This window comes from Hymenobacter sp. B81 (genome assembly GCF_044628455.1).
Lineage (GTDB): Bacteria > Bacteroidota > Bacteroidia > Cytophagales > Hymenobacteraceae > Solirubrum.
On record NZ_JBIYZW010000003.1, the window covers coordinates 368,655 to 387,661 of the forward strand.

13 protein-coding genes are annotated in these 19,007 nt (G+C 65.4%); 1 reads left to right on the forward strand and 12 read right to left on the reverse strand.

Going from position 1 to position 19,007, the window contains the following annotated elements:
• Positions 1-113 precede the first annotated feature (113 nt).
• From dnaE to ACE191_RS18420, 4 genes are all read right to left on the reverse strand, one after another.
• Positions 114-3,830 carry a DNA polymerase III subunit alpha gene (gene dnaE / locus ACE191_RS18405; protein WP_400193704.1) on the reverse strand — a complete coding sequence of 1,239 codons (3,717 nt, stop codon included), beginning with the start codon at positions 3,828-3,830 and terminating at the stop codon, positions 114-116.
• A gap of 135 nt (positions 3,831-3,965) precedes the next feature.
• The gene (locus ACE191_RS18410; protein WP_400193705.1) at positions 3,966-4,436 is read right to left on the reverse strand and encodes a hypothetical protein; all 471 of its coding nucleotides are present in this window, start codon (positions 4,434-4,436) and stop codon (positions 3,966-3,968) included.
• Positions 4,437-4,519: 83 nt separating this feature from the next.
• On the reverse strand, positions 4,520-4,957 hold the full coding sequence (locus tag ACE191_RS18415) for a hypothetical protein (protein ID WP_400193706.1): 438 nt from the start codon (positions 4,955-4,957) through the stop codon (positions 4,520-4,522).
• Positions 4,958-5,011: 54 nt separating this feature from the next.
• Positions 5,012-6,235, reverse strand: coding sequence for an NAD(P)/FAD-dependent oxidoreductase (locus tag ACE191_RS18420; protein ID WP_400193707.1), 1,224 nt, complete (start codon positions 6,233-6,235; stop codon positions 5,012-5,014).
• 218 nt (positions 6,236-6,453) lie between these two features.
• Here ACE191_RS18420 and ACE191_RS18425 point away from each other — a divergent pair, with 218 nt between their 5' ends.
• Positions 6,454-7,521 (forward strand): fatty acid desaturase family protein, encoded by a 1,068-nt coding sequence (locus tag ACE191_RS18425; protein WP_400193708.1) that lies wholly within the window; start codon positions 6,454-6,456, stop codon positions 7,519-7,521.
• A 22-nt stretch (positions 7,522-7,543) separates the two neighbouring features.
• Here ACE191_RS18425 and ACE191_RS18430 read toward each other — a convergent pair whose 3' ends face one another.
• The 8 genes from ACE191_RS18430 to ACE191_RS18465 form a co-directional block, all read right to left on the reverse strand.
• Positions 7,544-7,996, reverse strand: coding sequence for a hypothetical protein (locus tag ACE191_RS18430; RefSeq protein WP_400193709.1), 453 nt, complete (start codon positions 7,994-7,996; stop codon positions 7,544-7,546).
• Between the two features lie 119 nt (positions 7,997-8,115).
• On the reverse strand, positions 8,116-10,464 hold the full coding sequence (locus ACE191_RS18435) for a LysM peptidoglycan-binding domain-containing protein (protein ID WP_400193710.1): 2,349 nt from the start codon (positions 10,462-10,464) through the stop codon (positions 8,116-8,118).
• A gap of 413 nt (positions 10,465-10,877) precedes the next feature.
• On the reverse strand, positions 10,878-13,838 hold the full coding sequence (locus ACE191_RS18440) for an outer membrane beta-barrel protein (RefSeq protein WP_400193711.1): 2,961 nt from the start codon (positions 13,836-13,838) through the stop codon (positions 10,878-10,880).
• 163 nt (positions 13,839-14,001) lie between these two features.
• A complete protein-coding gene (locus ACE191_RS18445) occupies positions 14,002-14,649 on the reverse strand; it encodes an O-methyltransferase (protein WP_400193712.1) in 648 nt (215 codons plus the stop codon).
• Positions 14,650-14,760: 111 nt separating this feature from the next.
• Positions 14,761-15,675, reverse strand: a complete 915-nt coding sequence (locus ACE191_RS18450; RefSeq protein WP_400193713.1) for a YDG/SRA domain-containing protein — start codon at positions 15,673-15,675, stop codon at positions 14,761-14,763.
• A 16-nt stretch (positions 15,676-15,691) separates the two neighbouring features.
• Positions 15,692-16,942, reverse strand: coding sequence for a M16 family metallopeptidase (locus ACE191_RS18455; RefSeq protein ID WP_400193714.1), 1,251 nt, complete (start codon positions 16,940-16,942; stop codon positions 15,692-15,694).
• A gap of 217 nt (positions 16,943-17,159) precedes the next feature.
• Positions 17,160-18,251, reverse strand: coding sequence for a glycosyltransferase family 9 protein (locus ACE191_RS18460; RefSeq protein ID WP_400193715.1), 1,092 nt, complete (start codon positions 18,249-18,251; stop codon positions 17,160-17,162).
• A 131-nt stretch (positions 18,252-18,382) separates the two neighbouring features.
• The gene (locus tag ACE191_RS18465; RefSeq protein WP_400193716.1) at positions 18,383-18,892 is read right to left on the reverse strand and encodes a hypothetical protein; all 510 of its coding nucleotides are present in this window, start codon (positions 18,890-18,892) and stop codon (positions 18,383-18,385) included.
• Positions 18,893-19,007: the final 115 nt, after the last annotated feature.

Consider the following 19,007-nt stretch of genomic DNA (forward strand, 5'->3'; position numbering starts at 1 on the left):
AAGTGGGTGTCAGAAGAAGTTACAGTCTGCTTACGCGAGTTGGGCGCGCAAGGTAGCAGATTGGGTGTCAAACATGCGCGGCGCGGGAAAGTTCAGCGGAGCCTGCGGCCGGTTTAAATCAGCTGGCAGGCCTCGATTTCCATCTCGCGCATGCGGCGGATAAACTCCTTGGGCTCGATGCGGTAGCGGCGCGAGTAGGTGTCCACGGTGAGCTGCTCGTGGGGCTCGGCGAACTTGATTTCCAGCTTCTTGGAGCCCTGGCAACCCTCCACGGCCTCCATGAAGCGGTCCATGAAGGGCTCGGTGATGGTGCGCAGATCCAGCTGCACACGCACGCCGTTGGCCAGCTTCTCGGCCACGTTGAACAAGGGCTCCATGGTCAGGATCTTGAATTCGAACTGGTCGGAGTCGCGGAAGCGCTGGGCGTATTTGCCGCGGATGAACATGGGCGGCACCTGCTCCTTGTCGTAGTTGCGCGGGTTGATCAGGGCCGAAAACTTGCTGTAGTCGTCGCGGAACAAAGCCAGGTTGATGCTTGAGTCGTAGTCTTCCACGTTGAACGACACGAAGGGCTGGCCGGTCTTGGTGGTTTTGAACATCACGTTGGAAATCAGCCCCGCGACCGTGATGTCGCGGTTTTTGTAGGTTTCGATCTTGTCCAGCCCGCAGGTGCAGTACGAGTCGATTTCTAGCTTGAACTCGTCGAGCGGGTGGCCCGAGAGGTAAAAGCCCACCACTTCCTTTTCGCGGCGCAGCTGCTCGGTAGCGGGCCAGGGCTCCATGTCCTGCACCTTGGGCAGGGGCATGGCCACGGCCCCGAAGGCCCCACCGCCAAACAAGCTCTGCTGGGCCGAATCCTGGTCGGCCTGGTACTGCTGGCCCAGTTTCACGGCCTTGTCGATCAGGTTCTGGTCGCCCGTGGGGGCTTCCACAAACTGCCGGCGGTGGTAGCGCTCAAAAGAGTCGAAGGCGCCGGCCAGGGCCAGGCTTTCGAAAGTTTTCTTGTTGACGGCGCGCAGGTTCACGCGCTTCGAGAAGTCGAAAATATCGGAGTATGGACCTTTTTTGTCGCGCTCGGCCACGATGTTCTCGATGGCCGCTTCGCCCGCGCCCTTCACCGCGGCCATGCCGAAGCGAATCTGCCCCTTCTCGTTTACGTTGAACTTCAGGATGGATTCGTTCACGTCGGGGCCCAGCACCTCCACGTTCTGGCGGCGGGCTTCCTCGATGAAGAAAGTTACCTTCTTGATGTCCGACATGTTGTTAGTCAGCACCGCGGCCATGTACTCGGCTGGGTAGTTGGCCTTGAGGTAGCCGGTCTGGTAGGCCACCACCGAGTAGGCGGCGGAGTGGGAGCGGTTGAAGCCGTAGGCCGCAAACTTCTCCATCACGTCGAACACCTCGTTGGCTTTCTTCTCGGGAATGTTGTGCAGTTCCTTGGCGCCCTTGCAGAATTTCTCCCGCTCCTGGGCCATCTTCTTCATGTCCTTCTTGCCCATGGCGCGGCGCAAGAGGTCGGCGCCGCCCAGGGAGTAGCCAGCCAGAATCTGGGCGGCCTGCATGATCTGCTCCTGGTACACCATGATGCCCTGGGAGTAGTTCAGGATGGGCTCCAGCAGATCATGCGGGTACTCGATTTCCTCGCGCCCGTGCTTGCGGTTGATGAAGTTCGGAATGAACTGCATCGGGCCCGGGCGGTAGAGGGCGTTCATGGCAATCAGGTCCTCGATGTTGGTGGGCTTGAGGTCCTTGAGGTACATGCGCATGCCCTCCGACTCGAACTGGAACGTGCCGATGGTGTCGCCGCGCTGGTACAGCTCGTAGGTTTTCGGGTCGTCGAGCGGAATGTCGTCGATGTTGATGTCGACGCCGTGGTTCTTCTTGATCAGGGCCAGCGCATCCACGATAATCGTGAGCGTCTTGAGCCCCAGAAAGTCCATCTTCAGCATCCCGGCCGACTCGATGACCTTGCCGTCGAACTGCGTCACCAAGAGGTCCGAATCTTTCGATGTCGAGACCGGGATGTACTTAGTGATGTCGTCGGGAGCGATGATGACGCCGGCGGCGTGGATGCCGGTGTTGCGCACCGAGCCCTCCAGCTTTTCGGCCAGGCGCAGAATCTGCCCGCGCAGGTTGTCCGGCGCGTCGTCGCGGCGGATCATGTCCAGCTCCTGGTTTTCGGCGAAGGCCCCGGCCAGCGTGGTGCCGGGCTTTTCGGGTACCATCTTGGCCAGCTCGTTGGTGAGCGGCAGCGGCAGCTCCATGGCCCGGGCCACGTCCTTGATGCTGGACTTGGCGGCCATGGTGCCGAAGGTGATGATCTGGGCCACCTGCGTCTTGCCGTACTTGTCCACCACGTAGTCGATGACGCGCTGGCGGTTCACGTCGTCGAAGTCGATGTCGATATCGGGCATCGACACGCGCTCCGGGTTCAGAAAACGCTCGAACAGCAAGGAGTACTTAATGGGGTCGATGTTGGTGATGCCCACGCAGTAGGCCACCGCCGAGCCGGCGGCCGAGCCGCGGCCCGGGCCCACGGCCACGCCCATTTCGCGGCCCTTGTTGATAAAATCCTGCGTGATGAGGAAGTAGCCGGCGAAGCCCATCGTCTGGATGATGCGCAGCTCGTAGTCCAGGCGCTCCTCAATTTCGGGCGTCCGCTCGGAGTAGCGGGGCGGCTTAGTCATCGTCACGACCCCCTTGCCGGCACTCGGCCCAAACGCCCCCACGTACGTCAGCTCACGCAGAAACTCGTCGGCGTTGGCAAACGCCGCCGGAATGGGGAAGTTGGGCAGCAGAATATCGCGCTGCAGCTTGGGCGGCGTGATTTTATCGACGATTTCGTTCGTATTATCCAGGCTCTCGGGCACGTCGTGGAAGAGGGCTTCCATCTCGGCCTGGGTCTTGAAGTAGAACTGGTCGTTGGGGAAGCCGAAGCGGGAGCGGGGCTTGGGCATCTGCGCCTCCTCGTCGATGCGCATGAGCTGGCGGCGCACCTGCGCGTCGGTAGCGGCCAGGGGGCGCAGGCGGTCGAGGTGGTCGTAGAGCACCTGGTTGTCCTGCGACATCAGGCGGAAGTACTTGGTCTGAAAGTCCCCTACCGGAATGCTGTGCTCCTCGCCGGTATTCACACACAAGAGCAGGTCGTGGGGCGCGAAGTCCTGCTGATCCACGTAGTGCGAATCGTTGGTGCAGATAACCTTCACGTTGTACTTCCGGGCCCAGCGCAGCAGAATCTGGTTCAGGTCTTCCTGGCTCTTGCCCGTGTTGTCGATGTTCTCGATGCCGTGGCGCTGAATCTCGATGTAGTAGTCGTCGCCGAACACGTCGAGCCACCACTTCAGCTGCTGTTCGGCCTCGGCCTCCGATTTCCACAGCAACGCCTGCGGAATCTCCGCCCCGATGCAGCAGCTGGTGGCAATCAGCCCCTCATGGTACTGCAGCAGCAGCTCCTTGTCGATGCGCGGGTACTTGCTGTACACACCCTCGATAAAGCTCATGGAGCAGAGCTTGGCCAGGTTCTGGTAGCCGGCCTGGTCCTTGGCCAGCAGCAGCTGGTGGTGGCGCACGTCCCGCTCGCCCTTCTCGCGGCTGAAGCTTTTTTTGTGCCGGTCTTCTACCAGGTAAAACTCGCAGCCCACGATGGGCTTCACGTTGTACTTGTTGGCCTCGGCCACGAAGTTGAACGCCCCGAACATGTTGCCGTGGTCGGTCAGCGCCACGGCCGGCATGCCATCCTTCTGGGCCTTTTTCATCAGGGCCGAAATGCTGGCCTGGCCGTCGAGCAGGGAGTATTGGGTGTGGCAGTGCAGGTGCGAGAATACGGGCATGGGCAAGCGTTGCTCGGGCGCCTTAGTGAGCCGAACAGAAGGTAAAGTTACCGCCGCGGCCGGGGAAAGGAAACCTTGCGCCGGCGGTTGTTTTTGTGTAATACCCTAACCTGGAAGAGCAGTTCCCGCCACGAATTAGTCAAGCACGTTAAGGAGCTCAGCCTGGTCGAGCTGGCGCATGGCTTCGGCCAGCGCCGGATTAGTCTCGACGCGCCGGTAAAATTTCTTTAGCGCCCGGCTGGCCGCTATTTCGTTCATTCTACGCCACTGCGAACTACGCATCAGGCGGGCTTTGGCTTCCTGCTTTTGTTGGGCCGTAAGAGAAGTGTGCCACTGCTGCACTTCGGCTTTTAAAGCGGGCTTGCGGGTATTCAAAGAGCTATGCATCTGACTGATGACGCGCAGAGCGGCGGAGTCGCTGCGTGTTTCGTGCAGGCGGATAGTATGGGTGAGATAATCGTCGAGGTAAGTAAGCAGATGAATTTCAGCAGCTGAACTGGGGAGCCAGGCCGACAGGACACTGGCTGGCGTTGGCGCACCCAAAGATTGAGCCGTCGCCAGCCCGGGTAGGAGCAGCAAAAGCAAGCAGAGTAGTCGACGAAGCATAGCGGGAGTAAATGGTACGGCGCAAGTAAGCCGTTGAGACGGGATTTTGCATTGCCAAAGGGCATTTTGGCCGGTACAGCGCCTCAAGGCTGTTCGGTAGGAACCAGCACCTCCAGCTGAGCCGCGTTGAACCGATTCAGGGCCGTTTCCAGGGCGGGGTTGCGGGCGGCGCGCTCAGCCATCTTGACCGCGGCGGGGCTGCTGAGTACGGCTTGCTGCTCGCGGGTCCAGTCAGCGTCGGGGGCCGTAGCCAGTGGCGGCCGCAGCTGGCCCAGCTCCTGGCGCAGGGCGCGGCGGCGGGCCCCGAATTCGTCGACGGCGGTGCTCAGCAGGGCAATGGCGCGGCCGTCGCTGGACGCGAAGTACGCCTCCCGCAGCCGCCGGGCCAGGTCGGCATAGTATTGCTGCACGCGGGCTTCCAGGCTGGCGCGGTAAGCGGCCAGGGCCGCGGCCGGCGCTTGCGCCGCCACCGGCCGGGACCAGGCCAGCAGCGCGAATACAACCAAAGCAAGCAGTTTCATAGGCAGGCAAGGTGGGCCGACGACCCGCAGAAGTTACGGCAAAAACCTGGGCGACTAGGAGGCCGCCGCGCCCACCCGGTCGAAGCCGAAGGTATCGGCGTAGGGGTGCGGCCGGCCGGTGAGGGCGTCGCGGATGATTTCGGCGGCCAGCAAGCTGTAGGTGGTGCCGTTGCCGCCGTAGCCCAGGGCAAACCAGGTGCGCGGAAAGTCCCGGTGCCGGCCGATGTAGGGCAGCCCGTCGCGGGTTTTGCCGTAGATGCCGCCCCACACGAAGTCGCGGGTGAATGGCACGGGCTGGTCGAACAAACCGCGGAATTTCTTTTCCAGGGTATCGACCTTGCTTTCGAGCAGGGCATTGCGGATGGAAGCCCCGCTCACCGGCTCGTCGGCCCCGCCCACCATAATGCGGCCGTCGGGCGTGGTGCGGGTGTAGAGGTAGGGCCGGGCGGTTTCCCAGATCTGCAGGTCGCGCGGCAGCCCTGCTTCCGTTTCGCCGGGCCGGCTCACCACCACGTAGGTGGAGTGCAGACTCACGAGGTCCTGCGGGACCAGCTTCTCGGCGTAGTAGCCGGTGCACATCACCACGTACCGGGCCCGCACGCGGTGGTTGCCGGCCCGCAGCGTCACGCTTTGCCCGTCGGGCGCCAGCTCGTAAGTGGCCACGGGCGTGCGCTCGAACACGCGCAGACCCTGGCCCGTGGCCGCGCGCAGCAGCGTGTGAGTCAGCTGGTAGGAGTTGACCTGGGCCGTGTCGCCGGAGAGCAGGGCCGCCGAAGCTTTTAGCCGCCAGCGGCGCTGCAGCTCGGTTTCGGGTAGGAACTCGGCCGCAATGCCCAGGCCACGGCGGGCGTCGCCCTCGGTTTCCAGCGCGGCCACCTGCCGGCGCGAGCTGGCCAGGTACAGGCTGCGGCAGGGCTGATAGTCGCAGTCGTCGGGCAGCCGGTGGCAGAGGCGGCCCAGCTCGTGCACGGCGTAGCGGTTGGCCAGGTAGGCGTCGTTGGCGCGCTTGATGCCGATCTGCTCCCGGAGCTGGTGCAGGTCCACGTCGAGCTCGTACTGGCACATGGCAGTGCTGGCCGAGGTGCTGCCCGCGCCCACGTAGGCCGCGTCGAATACGGCGGCTGACACGCCGGCCTGGGCGAGGTAGTAGCCGACCAGCGCGCCGGTGATGCCGCCGCCCACGATGGCAACGTCGCAGTGCAGGTCGGCGTCGAGCACGGGGTAGCGCACGAGCCCCTGCAGGGTTAGCCAAAAGGGTTGGCCGGTAGTCAGAATCATAGCAATGAATGGGGCCGGGAAGCGGGCCGGTGGATTCGGCAGCTTCTCCCTTACGGCGGGCGGGGCCGCGCTGTTGAGCTGCCTGCGCCGATGCTGCCGGGGAAATAGTCACCTTTAGGCAAGCAACCGCCGACTCTCGTCGTTGTTGATAAGGGAGCTGCGCCGTGGTGGCCGCTGCCACCCCGTCAGCTTGCGCCCCCAACCACCAGCCCTGTCCCATGAAACCTTTGACTGCCCTTACCGACCGGACGCATCAACCCGACGAGCCGGTTTCGGCCCTGGGCCGCGGGCTGCTGCGTTTCACCCAGGACCCGCGCGACCTGCCGTTTCTCTACCTCATCCTGCAAATCAGCGCCACGCTGATTCCGCTGGCGGTGCTGCTGTACCTGCCGGGGCTGCCGGGCTGGCTGTGGGGCGGGCTGGCGGTGGCCTACCTGTTCCTGAACAACATCACCTTCAAAGGGCCCTTCGGGCTGATGCTGCACTGCAGCTGCCACCGGCCCATTTTCAAGAAGCAGTACGGCTGGCTGAACCACTACCTGCCCTGGGTGATCGGGCCGCTGTTCGGGCAAACGCCCGAAACCTACTTCACCCACCACATGGGCATGCACCACGCCGAAAACAACCAGGAACACGACCGCAGCTCCACCATGCACTACCAGCGCGACTCCTGGCGCGGGTTTGCGCGCTACCTGGGCACGTTCATGTTCGTGGGCATCTTTCAGCTGGCGCACTACTTCATTCAGCGGCGCAAGCTCAAGCTGCTGTTCCGCTCCCTGCGCGGCGAGCTGCTGTTTTTCGGCCTCTTCGTCGGGCTGTGGCTGCTCAACTGGCCGGCCACGCTGGTGGTGTTCGGACTGCCCTTCCTCATCTCGCGCGTCATCATGATGCTGGGCAACTGGACCCAGCACGCCTTCGTGGACGCCGCCGACCCCGGCAACGCCTACCGCAACAGCGTTACCTGCCTGAACACCCGCTACAACCACAAGTGCTGGAACGACGGCTACCACACCAGCCACCACGTGCGCCCGGCCCTGCACTGGAGCGAGCATCCGGCCCACTTCCTGAAAACCCTGCCCAAGTACGTGCAGCACGACGCCATTGTGTTCGACGGCATTCACTTCCTGCACGTGTTTGCCTGGCTCATGACCAAGCGCTACGACTTGCTGGCTCGCCACTTCGTGAACCTGGGCGAGCGGTACCACTCCGACGCCGAGGTAATCGAGCTGCTGAAGGCGCGCACCTGCCGCATTGCCCGCACGCCCGCCCTGGCGGCGGCCGCCTGACCCAAGCGCTACCGGCGGCGGGCTAGCGGTTTTCCTGCCGCAGCAGCTTGCCGGCGGCCGAGTAGTGCACCTGCAGCTCGGCTTCGTCCGACGACAAATCGAGCGAGTAGTAGCTGCCGGCAGTGCGGGTGTGCACCAGCAGCGGGTTGCTGGGCTCGTAGCCCTTGCTCAGAAACCGGGTCTGCAGGTCCTGGCGCACGGCCGCCGGAAATTTCTCCAGGGCCACGATTTCGGAGGTGCGCTGCCACTTGCCATCCTGGCCGATGATGAGCTGGCGCAGCGCGGGGGCCGCGGCAATGGCCACGTAGTAGCCGCGTTGCTCATCGAGCAGCCAGCTGGCGGGCTTCTGGCCGTTATTTTGGGCTGTGGCCGCGGCACGCACGGCCGCCGGTACGTCCTTTTCCTTGAGCATCTGGGCGCGGGCACTCAGGCTGAGCAAACTCAGCAGCAGGCCAAGCAGGGCAAGTCGTTTCATCGGGAAGGAACTGAGCAGGGCGCATCGGGGCGGGCCGGGCAAGCTAAATCCCACCCGGCGGAAATGCAACAAGGTGGCCCGAGGACCACCTTGTTGCCGGAAAAAAGCGGGGGCGCAGCCTATTTCGTGGGGCGCAGCGTCAGCACTTCGCCGGGGCGCACGTTGAAATCGGGCTTGTTGTTCCACTCCATGATCTGCTTGATGGTGACGCCGTACTTGCGCGAAATGGCGTACATCGACTCGCCCGCGGCCACCGTGTGCTTCACCACTCCGCCCGCCGACGCCGGCGCAGCCGCCGAAGTCGGCGCCGGCGCCGCGGCCGGAGCAGCCGTGGGAGCGGGCGCATCGGGGGCGGTCAGGCGCAGCACCTGGCCGGTGCGCAGCGCGGGGTTGGTGGGCAGGGTGTTCCAAGCTACCAGGTCGGCGGGGCGCAGGGCGTAGCGGCGGGCCACTCCGTAGAGCGTTTCGCCGGGCTGCACCGTGTGGCGGCCGTCGGCGGGCACGGGCACTACCGTTACGCTGGGCGCCGGGTAGGCCGGCGGCACCACGGCGGGCTTGGCGGCGGCCGTCGGGGCCGCAGCGGCCGGTGCTTTCACCGGAGCAGGAGTTGCGGCGGGCGCGGCAGCTGCCGAAGCCGTGGTAGCCGTGGTTTTCGGGGCGGGAGCCGTCGAGGTCGGGGCTGCCGGAGTGGCCGTAGCGGTTGGCTTGGGCTGAGGTGCCGGGGTGGCCACAGGTTTGGCGGCCGGCTTGGCCGGCGCGGCGGCTACTACTACGGGCGCCGGCTCGGCGGACGAATCGGCGGCGGGCTCGTCGGCAATGGGGGCGGAGGCGGGCAGGGGCTTGCGGGCCGCGGTACCGGTGTATACGCCGCGCGAAACCGGGGGCTGGGGCTTGGGAGCGGCCGAGCCGGGCTCGGTGCCCACCTCGTTGAGGTTGTCGACGGTGCTGTCGGCCGCGGCTTCGGTGGTTTCGTTGGCAGCGGGGCGGCGCAGGCGGCCGAGCAAGCCTTTGCTGGCGCTGCTGTCGGCCTCCTCGGCTTCCACCGCGTCGTCGAGCACGCGCTGGGCGGCGGCGGTGCGGCCGGTGTACACGTCGGCTTCCACCGGCTTACGCTTGGCGGGGGCCGGGGCGGCGGGCGCCGCCGGGGCCGGCTCGCCCAGGGGGCGCTCCAGCGCGGCTACCCGGGCCCCGTCGGCCTGCACAAACTCCACGGCCACCTCGCGCGGGCGGGTGTGCTGCAGCCACAGCACCCGGCCGGGCTGCAAGGCCTCGTTCTGCGCCATGCGGTTTTTACCGCGGATGGCCTTGGCGCGCACCCCGTACTTCTGCGACACCGAGGCCACGCTTTCGCTGGCCTGGGCTACGTGGTACTCGGTGGCGGCCTTGTCGCGCTTTTTCTGCACGAAGTAAGGCTGGCCCACCACGATGTTGTCGAAGGGCATCAGGTCGTTGAACTGCATAAACTTGCGCAGCTTCACCCCGGCCCGGCGGGCCAGCTCCTCCTTCGACTCGTTGGGCAGGGCAATGACGGCCCGAATGCCGTTCACGCTCACAAACGCCGCGTTCTTGGCGTCCGTTTCGGGCTTGCTGATCAGCTTGGTGGCGTTCTGCTTCTGCTGCACGGCCATGGCCAGCAGCTGCAGCGAGTCGGTCACGGGCACCAGGGCAGTGTAGGTTTTGTCGGTGGGCACCGCGGCGGCCAGCAGCCAGCGGTTGTGGCGGGCCAGCTCGGCGGGGTTGGTTTGCAGGGCCTGGGCCAGCACCGCCAGCGACTGGCCCGCCACGGCCGGGTACTCGCGCAGGCGCATGGGCGGGCGCGGGTTGGCCCCCACGGCGGGCTCGTAGGCCAGCTTGTGGGCCAGGAAGGTGAGAATGTACTGGTGGGTTTTCTCGGTCAGCGCCATTTCGGTGGCGTTGGCGTCGGTGGGCAGGGTGTAGGGCTTCACGCCGGTGGGGCCCAGGTTGTAGCTCAGCAGCGTGTGCAGCCAGTTCTGGTACAGGCGCTGGCTGCGCTGCAGGTACTTGGCCGCCCCGCGGGTGGCCGTTACCAGGTGCTTGCGCTCATCCACCTGGTCGTTGACGAGCAGGCCGAAGTCCGAGGCCGACTCGATTTTGAACTGCCAGTAGCCCACCGCGTCGTGAATGCTCTGCGCGTCGCCCTGCAGGCCGCTTTCCTGCAAGCTCAGGTAGCGAAAGTCCAGCGGCACGCCCTCTTCCTGAAACACCCGGTCGATGAGCGGGAAGGCCGCGTCGGCCAGGGCCACGCGGGTGAGAAAGGAGGTGGGGTGGCGGCGCAGGGCATCGACTTTCTGCTGCACCGCGGCGCGGGCGCCGTCGTTGAGGCGCAGGCGCAGGCCGGCAAAGGCAATTTCGGCGGGCACCACCACGCTGGGCAGGGCCGGGGAAGCAGGTTGGGCAGCCGCCAGCAGGGGCAGCAGCCACAGCAGCAGGGGCAACAATCGTTTCATAAGCGGGCAGAGCGGGTGGGGGCCGCGCCACGGCGGGCGGGGCGGGAGTCCTCAGCCTACAAAATAGGCGAAAAAAACCCGGGCCTGCGGCGCTGAGGGCTCAGAAATAGGCCGCTACCGCTCCCGCCGCGGCCCAAAGCCTCGGCGGTAACAAGCCCTTGCCGACGCTCCGCCGAAACCGCGGCCCCAAACAATTCGGGACAAACAATTTCAAGTTGTTTATGCCGGATTGTTTGGGGCCGCGGCCGCACACTCTAACCCAGGCGCGGGACCATTCGGCCGGCCGTAGCGGCGCGGATGAACCGCCAGCCAACGCAACAGGACCTTGCCGCGGGGCCCGGGCAGTACCGGCGCGGCAAGGTCCTGAAGGGTTTTCGGGCTGGCCTGACCAGTCAGCCAGGAAGAGCGGGTGCTTAGAACGGCGCGCCGCCGGGGCCACCACCGGGGCGGCCGGGACCGAAGCCGTCGGGGCGGCCGGGGCGGTCGGCGCCGGGCTCGTCGGGGCCGGCGGGGCCGCTGCCGAAGCTGCGGATGTTGTAGGTGAACATCAGCATCAGGTAGCGCTGCAGGATGTTGGTGCGCACGTCCTCGGTGTAGGCGGCCGTGATGTTGCGCTGAATGCTGTTGTTCTGGCCCAGCAGGTCGAAGGCGTAGAGCTGCAGCTCGCCGTTCTGCTTCTTGAACACCTTCTTGCCGATGCTGCCGTTCCAGAGCACGAAGTTCTGGTTGAAGCCCGCCGACAAGCCCGAGAAGGAAATGTGGTTCACGTCGGACTTGATGGTGATGCCGCGGGCCACGATCCAGCTAAAGCGCAGGGTGGTGTTCTGGCGGAAGTACTGGTTGTCGACCTGCCCCTCGAGCGAGTTGCGCACGTAGCTCTGCTGCGAGTTCGAGGAAAGAGTGAAGTCGAACTGCGGGCTGATGTTGCTGCTCAGGGCCACGCCCAGCCCCAGGGTAGGCGTGCGGTTGTAGTTCAGCTCCTGGTTCACGATGCCCGGCGTCTGGGTGTAGCTGCCCGAGGCGTTCAAATTCAGGTTGGACTTGAGCAAGGCCAGCGGCAAACTGTAGTTGACGAAGGAGCGCAGCGAGTACTGCTCGTTGAGGTTGATGGGCTGGGTAACCTGCCCGCCCGCCGGCACCACCACCCCGCCGATGGCCGTGGGGCGGTCCACCACGCGGGTGCTGTTGGTGATGTAGTTGTTGGTGTAGGAGCCGCCGAGCAGGGCGAAAAACGAGCGGGACTTCTCGGGCTGGGCCGAGGAGTAGCGGGCAAACAGGTTGTGGCCGTACTCCTGGCGCAGGTTGGCGTTGCCGGTGGTAATCTGCAGCGGGTTGGCATTGTTGACCACCTCCTGCAGCTGGCTGATGCTCGGGGCCTGGGTGCGCGAGCGGTACATCAGGCGCAGGTTCTGCTGCTTGGAGAAGTTGTAGCGCAGCATGGCGTTGGGCAGCACGTTCACGAACGTGCGGCGGGTGGAGGCGGCTACCGGGAAGGTCTGCTCGTTGCGCAGCTCGGCCTGCTGCACCGCGGTGCCCACCATCCACTGCAGCTGCTCGCTGTTGTAGCGGTAGCTCAGCTCCCCGGCGTTGGTCAGGTAGCGGCTCTCAAACACGTTGCTCAGCGGCAGGTTAGGCAAATCGTAGCGCCCGGTCTGGGCGTTGTAGTTGAAGGCCGGCCGCTCCGAGTCGTTGGGGGTGTAGGCGAGGCGGTAGGTGGCCTGCAGCTGGCTTTTGGGGCTCAGCGGCTCGGTGTAGTTCACGTTGCCGTTCCAGGCCCAGCCCACCTGGTCGAGGCGGGTGTACTGGTCGGTGATGCTGCGGCGCACCGGGGTGCGGGTGAAGTCCTCGTTGTCGGAGTAGAGGTAGTTGCTGCCGTTGCGGCTGTTGTAGGTCGTGTTCAGCCCCAGCGAGAGGGTGCGCCCGCGCTTCAGGAAGCGGTGGCGGTAGAGCAGCTGGTTGCCGAAGGTGATGCCGGTCTGGGCCGCGCGGTAGTCGCTGCCGTTGGTGCTGCGCAGCGAGTCGGGAATGTCGCCGATGCCGGGGCGGAAGGCCTGCCCGTCGAGGGCGCTGCGGTTGGTGTTGCGCTGCACCGTCAGGCGGGGCTGCCACAGCAGCGAGTTCAGCGAGTCAAACTTGTGCTCCACGCGCAGGTTCACCCGGTTGTTGATGTTGCGGCTGCTGCCCTGGGCCTCTTCGCGGTAGAGCAGGGGCGACACCGTGTCGGGCAGAATGAAGCTGCGGTTGGTGCTGCTGCCGAGGGTATTGTCGGCCAGGTTGAAGAAGTAGCTGCCCTGCACCTCGGTTTTGGTGCCCAGGGTGTTGGAGTAGTTGATGCCCAGCGCGTGGGTGCGCGAAATGCCGTTGCTCTGGTTTACCAGAAAGTCGCTGGCATTGCCGCCGCCTCCGCCCCCGGGGTTGCCGCCGCCCTGGCCGCCGGGCCGGCCGCCCCCGCCGCCGCGGTTGCCGCCCCCACCTCCGCCGCCCTGGCGCGAGCTGCCCACCACGCCCAGCAAGTCCTCGGTGCCGAAGTTCTGCTCGTTCACGTTGTTGGACTGGGCCAGCACCGAGAAACGCTCCTTGCCCCGGAACGAGTTGATGTTGCCGCCCACCCGGTACTTGTCGTTGCCGTTGTCGGGGCCGTAGCCGGCCTGCACGCGCCCAAACTTGCCGTTGCGAAACTGCGGCTTGGTCACGATGTTGATGGTTTTCTGCTGGTTGCCGTCGTCGAAGCCGGTAAACTGGGCCTGGTCCGACGAGCGGTCATACACCTGAATCTTGTCGATGACCTCGGCCGGCAAGTTGCGCAGCACCGCGTCGGGGTCGTTGCCGAAAAACTCCTTGCCGTCGACCAGGATGCGCTGCACCTGCTCGCCCTGGGCCTGTACCTTGCCGTCGGCGCCCACCGTCACGCCGGGCATCTTGGTGATGAGGTCCTGGGCGTTGGCGTCGGGGTTGGTTTTGAAGGCCCGCGAGTCAAACTGGGCCGTGTCGCCCTTCTGCACCGCCGCCGCGGCCTGGCCCGTCACTTCCACGCCCTTGAGCGTGATGCCGCCGCTGCTGAGGCCCAGCGTGCCCAGCACCACCGGCCCGCTGTTCACCGTTACGGCGCGCTTGATGGCCTGGTAGCCCAGAAACGACACCGTGAGCCGGTAGCGGCCGGGCGCGTTGCCGGGAATGGTGAAGTTGCCCTCGGGGTCGACGGGGGCGCCGGTGCGGGCCGAGTCGGGGGCGAGGCGGGTCAGCAGCACGTTGGCGCCAATCAGCGGCGACTGGTCTTTGCTGTCGACCACGCGGCCGCTGACGGGAAAAGACTGGGCTGCGGCCTGGCCGGCCACGAGCAGGCAGGTCAGCAGCCAAAGTAGGCGTTGTTTCATGAGTATCCGGCGGAGTGAGCCACCGCCCTCTGACAGGTCGGCGGCCCCAATGTTTAACGGGCGTTGTATACGCAGGGCCGGTTGGCAGGGTCCGCCCAAGCTTGCAAGTAGGGGGAGCCGAGCGGCAGCCGGCTGAAAGCCAGGGGCTCGTGGCTAACCGGCCTCAGCGTTTGCGGACCAGGAAAAGTCCGTCGCGCAGGGGCAAAAACACGTTTTCCACCCGCTCGTCCTGCTGCACGAAGTCGTTGAAGTCGCGCACGGCCTGCCCGTCCTTGTCGGCGGCCTTGAGCGGGTAAGCGGGCAGCACCTTGCCGCTCCACAGCACGTTGTCGACCAGCACGAAGCCGCCGGGGCGTACCCGGGGCAGCACCAGCTCGTAGTACACGCGGTTGCGAATCTTGTCGGCGTCGATGAACACCATATCCCAGGTTTCGGTTAGCGCGGGAATCAGCTGCTCGGCATCGCCGATGTGCAGGTGCACGCGCCCCCGCAGCCCAGCCTGCTGTACGTAGCGCTCCACCCGGCTGCGCAATTCGGGGTTTTGCTCCACGGTGTGCAGCTCGCCGTCCTCGGCCAGGCCCTCGGCCAAGCACAGGGCCGAGTAGCCGGTGAACGTGCCCAGCTCCAGCACCCGGCGCGGGCGTACCATGTGGCTGAGCATGCTCAGGAGTCGGCCCTGAAAATGGCCCGAAAGCATGCGTGGCATCAGCGTCTGCAGGTGGGTTTCGCGCACCAGCTGCCCCAGCAGCGCCGGCTCGGGCGAGGTATGCGCGTCGGCGTACTGCTGAACCTCGGCTTCACTCACATTCATGGGTTTTCTTGAATTACGTAAACGGTGGACCCGGGCGCGGCAACCAAAGATGCTGCCGCGCCCGGGCCTGGCCCTCCTGTTCTGTTCTGCTTGCCGGATTTAAGGGACCGTTCAGGCTTGCAGCGGCCCGTTGGCTACGAAGAAATGCTCCCGGTGGTAGGCTACGCATTCCAGGTTCAGCGTGTGCCGCTGGTGCAGTTGCAGTTTCCCCGGCATTCCCAGTAGCTCCAAATCGTTCTTAAAAGTCCACGCACCCAGGTCAAACAACACGTGGTGGTTAGGGCAAAGACACAGGGCATTGGCCAGCACGTCGGGGCCGTGGTGCGGCGCCCCCAGTGGCCGAATGTGCGCGGCTTCGGCGTACGGACCGGCCGAACCTTGCAGCCGTGCTTGGCAGACTTGGCAATGGAAATCGTAAAGGCGCTTGACTTCCCGCGTCAGGGCTGTATCGCGCACAATGCGCAGCGTGGTGGTTTCCCGGCGTTCGGGCCGGCCGTACCCGGCCGCTGGCTCCTGCACCTGGGTGAACAGATCAGTTGTTCCCGGATGCAGGGCCGGCGGCTCGGCAGTGGTTTCCGGCAGTTGCTCCAGCTCAAAGCGCCACACCCCGTGGCCCGACTTGCCCGGCTCATGCCAGAAGCGCACTACCCGGTAAAGTCCGGCGTAACGGTAAAAGCTTTGCCGGTTTTCGGTCACTTTGCGCGTCACGCGCAGCGGCAGTCCCGTGGTTTGGTTGCGCGCCAGTTCCAGGTTGGCCCCGGTCAGGGTCTGGTCGGCTACCTGCTGCCCTGATTCGGCGCTCCGCCCTCCCTTGCCGGTGTAGATGATGACCGAGCCGTAGTCGGCGTCATCTTCGTAGCCGCCCGACAGCACAATGGATTCAGCGCCCACTCCTTGCCGAGCGCTGATGCCGGCCTGGGTTTGGCGGTGGACCCCCGCGCTCCACAGTTCCATACGGTTGCGGAATTCGTGGCCTGGCAAAATGCCCGAAATGGAGCCGAAAGTAGGCGGAGGCGCTGGTGACATAGCCTGGCTACTGGTCTTAGCCCCGGGCTTTCTTGCCCTCCGGCACGTACTGCAGCATGCTCAGCTGTTCCTCGCGCAGCACCTCGTTGGCCAGCTCCTGCAGCTCCGGCGAAGTAACCTGCTGAATGCGCCCGAAGATTTCGTTGAGCGACTCCACCCGGCCCAAATCCAGGGTGCTCTTGCCCAGCAGCTGCATCATGCCGCCGTTGCTTTCCTCGGCCATGGCCAGCTGGCCCATCAGCTGCTCCTTGGCTACGTGCAGCTGCGAGCTGGTCAGGGGCTTTTCGCGCAGGGTACGCAGCTCTTTCAGTACCAGGCCGGTGGTGCGCTCCAGCTGCCGTTTCTCGGTGGCGAAGTAAATGCCGAACAAACCCGTGTCGGTGTAGGGCGAGTAGCTCGCGTCGATGCTGTACACCAGGCCGTACTTCTCGCGCACGCCCATGTTCAGGCGCGAGTTCATGCCGGGCCCCCCCAGAATGTTGGTGAGCATGAAAAACGGCAGGCGCCGGGCGTCGGGCAGCGAGTAGGCCGCGCAGCCAATGAGCGAGTGGGCCTGGGTAATGGGCTTCTCCACCGTTTGCCGGGTGGGGGCGTGCACCGCAAACGGCACCCGCGGCCGCGCCCCGGTCTGGGCCGGCAGCGGGGCCAGGTACTTATCGGCCAGCCGCTTCACCTGCTTAAACGGCAGGTTGCTCACCGAGCTGAACACCAGCCGGTCGGTGCGCACCTGCTCGCCCAGAAACCGGCGGAAGTCGGCCTGCTGAAAGCCCGACACGCTTTCGCGGGTGCCCAGGATGTTGTGGCCCAGCGCGTGCTGCCCAAACACCACCGCGTCGAAGTCGTCGATGATGGCGTCCTCGGGCGCGTCGTGGTACATGGCCATTTCCTCCAGAATCACCCCGCGCTCCTTCTCAATCTCCTTCAGCGGAAACACGGAGTGAAACGTCAAATCCGTCAGCAGCTCAAACGCCCGCTCGAAGTGGGTGCTCAGCAGCGAGGCGTAGAAGCAGATTTTCTCCTTGGTGGTGTAGGCGTTCAGCTCGCCGCCCACGTTTTCCAGCCGGTTCAGAATGTGAAACGACTTGCGCTTCTCGGTGCCCTTGAAGGCCATGTGCTCCCAGAAGTGCGCCAGCCCGTACTGCTCGGGCTGCTCGTCGCGCGAGCCGATGTCGAGCAAAAAGCCGCAGTGGGCCACTTTGGTGTGCGGCACCTGCTTGTGCAGCAGCCGGATGCCGTTGGGGTATTCGTGCAGGTCGTAATCGAGCATGTATAGCAGGCAGGCCGCCCCAGGCGGGGTGGCGCGTACAAAAACAAAAAAGAAACGTGGCCCGGGTGAAGGCGGCCGGTCTACAAAGATAGCCCCGCGCCCCGGTCCCGGTCCCGGTGCGCGTTGGGTCGCTCCCGGGCGTGCAGAGTTCAACAAGCCCACCGCCGTTTTGGTTGGCCCATTCCAGGGGAAGCCCAACCGTTTCAGGCGACTCGCCTCAGCCGAGGCTACCCGCGCCGCCGCAATGCTCCCTCTCCCCCGCAGAAGGTGCCGGGGGAGAGGCCCCCACCCACTGCTCCGCCTCGGCCAGCACCGCCAGCAGCTGCTGGGTCTGAATGCCGTGGGCGCAGTGGAAGTGGCCCAGCGGGCATTTGGGGTAGCCGTGCAGCCCGCAGGGCCGGCAGGCCAGCTCCTCGGGCAGCTCCACTACCCGCGCAAACGAGCTCAGCGGCCCAAACCCGAAGTAGGGCACCGTCGAGCAAAACACCGCGCAGGTGGGCGCATCCACCGCCGAGGCCAGGTGCTGCGGGGCCGAGTCGTTCACGTACGTGAGCACCGCCCCGCGCATCAGCGCCGCCGAGGCCAGCAGCGAGAGCTGCCCCGCCAGGTTCACCACCCCCGGCCGGCCCGCTTCCTGCAGCAGCGCCGCGCACTCGGCCGCGTCGGGCGGTCCGCCCAGCAGGTACACCGTGTAGTGGGGGGGCAGGGCCCGCAGCAGCTTCACCCACTGCTCGCGCGGAAACTGCTTGGTAAACCACACCGAAGTCGGCGCAATGCACAGGTAAGGCCCCCCGGCCGCGTAGGGGGCCGCCGCCGCCTCGTCGGCCGCGGTGGGGTAGAGGCGCGGGCGCAGCAGCAGCCCCACGCTGTGCGGGTCCAGCAAGCTCAGGTTGCGCCCCACCTCGTGCAGGCCCGCCGCAAAGCCGTGCGGCACCCGCCGCGTAAAGGCCCAGCTCAGGGGGTTTTTGTCGAAGCCCACCCGCTCCGTGGCCCCCGAAAGCGCCGTCAGCAGCCCCGTGGAGGCAAAGCGCTGCAGGTTGTACACCCGCCCGTAGCCCCCGGCCCGAATCTGGCCCAGCAGCCGCCACAGCCCCCGGTACTTTTCCTGCTTCTTATCCCACACCAGCACCCGCCGCACGTGCGGGTGGCCCTGCAGCAGCCCCTCGTTGCCGCGGCGCACCAGCACGTCCACCGGCGTCTGCGGCTCGGTCTCGTGCAGGCGCTCCAGCAGCGCGGTAGCCAGAATAACGTCGCCGATAAAGGCGGTCTGAATCAGCAGGATGGGCGCGGCAGCAGCGGGGTGGGGCATGGGCAGGTAGGGCGGACCGCAAAGATACCGCACGGCCGGCTGGCGCGGAACACCCGTAGAAGCGCTTAAAACAAGTGGTGCCACGGCTCCGAGCCGTGCCACCACTACATTTACCCCGCACCGCCGTGGCGCTACTCCGGTTGCTTCAGCGTCACCAGCACCAGCTGCGTGCCCGGCTCGGCCCCGTATCCGGCCGATTCAGCCACCGTCAGCAGCCGAATGTCGCCGAGTTGCTTGCCAATGCGCCGCCGGGCCGCCTTCTGGTTGGCGTAGATGCGCGGCGGCCGACCCGGCACCACCCACGGAATGCGGCTGCTAACGATGAGGACCTCGCGAAAAGGCTTGCAGACTACCAGGCCCAGCCTCGTCACGTCTTTCAGCACCTCCACCCGCACAAGCTGAGCCGAATTAAGCTGATCCGGCGTGTTGGTGGGCGGTAGCAGAAACCCGTCAAGAATAAGTACCGGTGGCTCGGCGGGCTTCGAAGGTTGCGGGCGCTGAATTCTCATAATCCTAAAGGGGCCGGTGGTAGCAGCTTTAAGCGGCTCCGCCACCGTTGACTGGGCGCAAAGCGGGCAGCTCAGCAGCAGGGTGGCACCTAAGAAGAGGACAGGCCTTATCATCAATTCGGCAGGAAGCATCAGCCTACGCAAGATAAGCGGCCCCGCCAATTGTCACCCGAGCAATCTGCCAGGCTGGCAACCAGCCGCTCTGGCGCTTTGGTTAACGCGCTTCCCATCCCCTTCCATGCGTCGC

Coding starts and splice junctions, on each gene's coding strand:
- ACE191_RS18450 (WP_400193713.1), bottom strand. CDS start 15,675: ATGTCACCAGCGCCTCCGCCTACTTTCGGCTCCATTTCGGGCATTTTG.
- ACE191_RS18460 (WP_400193715.1), bottom strand. CDS start 18,251: ATGCCCCACCCCGCTGCTGCCGCGCCCATCCTGCTGATTCAGACCGCC.
- dnaE (WP_400193704.1), bottom strand. CDS start 3,830: ATGCCCGTATTCTCGCACCTGCACTGCCACACCCAATACTCCCTGCTC.
- ACE191_RS18430 (WP_400193709.1), bottom strand. CDS start 7,996: ATGAAACGACTTGCCCTGCTTGGCCTGCTGCTGAGTTTGCTCAGCCTG.
- ACE191_RS18410 (WP_400193705.1), bottom strand. CDS start 4,436: ATGCTTCGTCGACTACTCTGCTTGCTTTTGCTGCTCCTACCCGGGCTG.
- ACE191_RS18445 (WP_400193712.1), bottom strand. CDS start 14,649: ATGAATGTGAGTGAAGCCGAGGTTCAGCAGTACGCCGACGCGCATACC.
- ACE191_RS18465 (WP_400193716.1), bottom strand. CDS start 18,892: ATGCTTCCTGCCGAATTGATGATAAGGCCTGTCCTCTTCTTAGGTGCC.
- ACE191_RS18425 (WP_400193708.1), top strand. CDS start 6,454: ATGAAACCTTTGACTGCCCTTACCGACCGGACGCATCAACCCGACGAG.
- ACE191_RS18455 (WP_400193714.1), bottom strand. CDS start 16,942: ATGCTCGATTACGACCTGCACGAATACCCCAACGGCATCCGGCTGCTG.
- ACE191_RS18420 (WP_400193707.1), bottom strand. CDS start 6,235: ATGATTCTGACTACCGGCCAACCCTTTTGGCTAACCCTGCAGGGGCTC.
- ACE191_RS18415 (WP_400193706.1), bottom strand. CDS start 4,957: ATGAAACTGCTTGCTTTGGTTGTATTCGCGCTGCTGGCCTGGTCCCGG.
- ACE191_RS18435 (WP_400193710.1), bottom strand. CDS start 10,464: ATGAAACGATTGTTGCCCCTGCTGCTGTGGCTGCTGCCCCTGCTGGCG.
- ACE191_RS18440 (WP_400193711.1), bottom strand. CDS start 13,838: ATGAAACAACGCCTACTTTGGCTGCTGACCTGCCTGCTCGTGGCCGGC.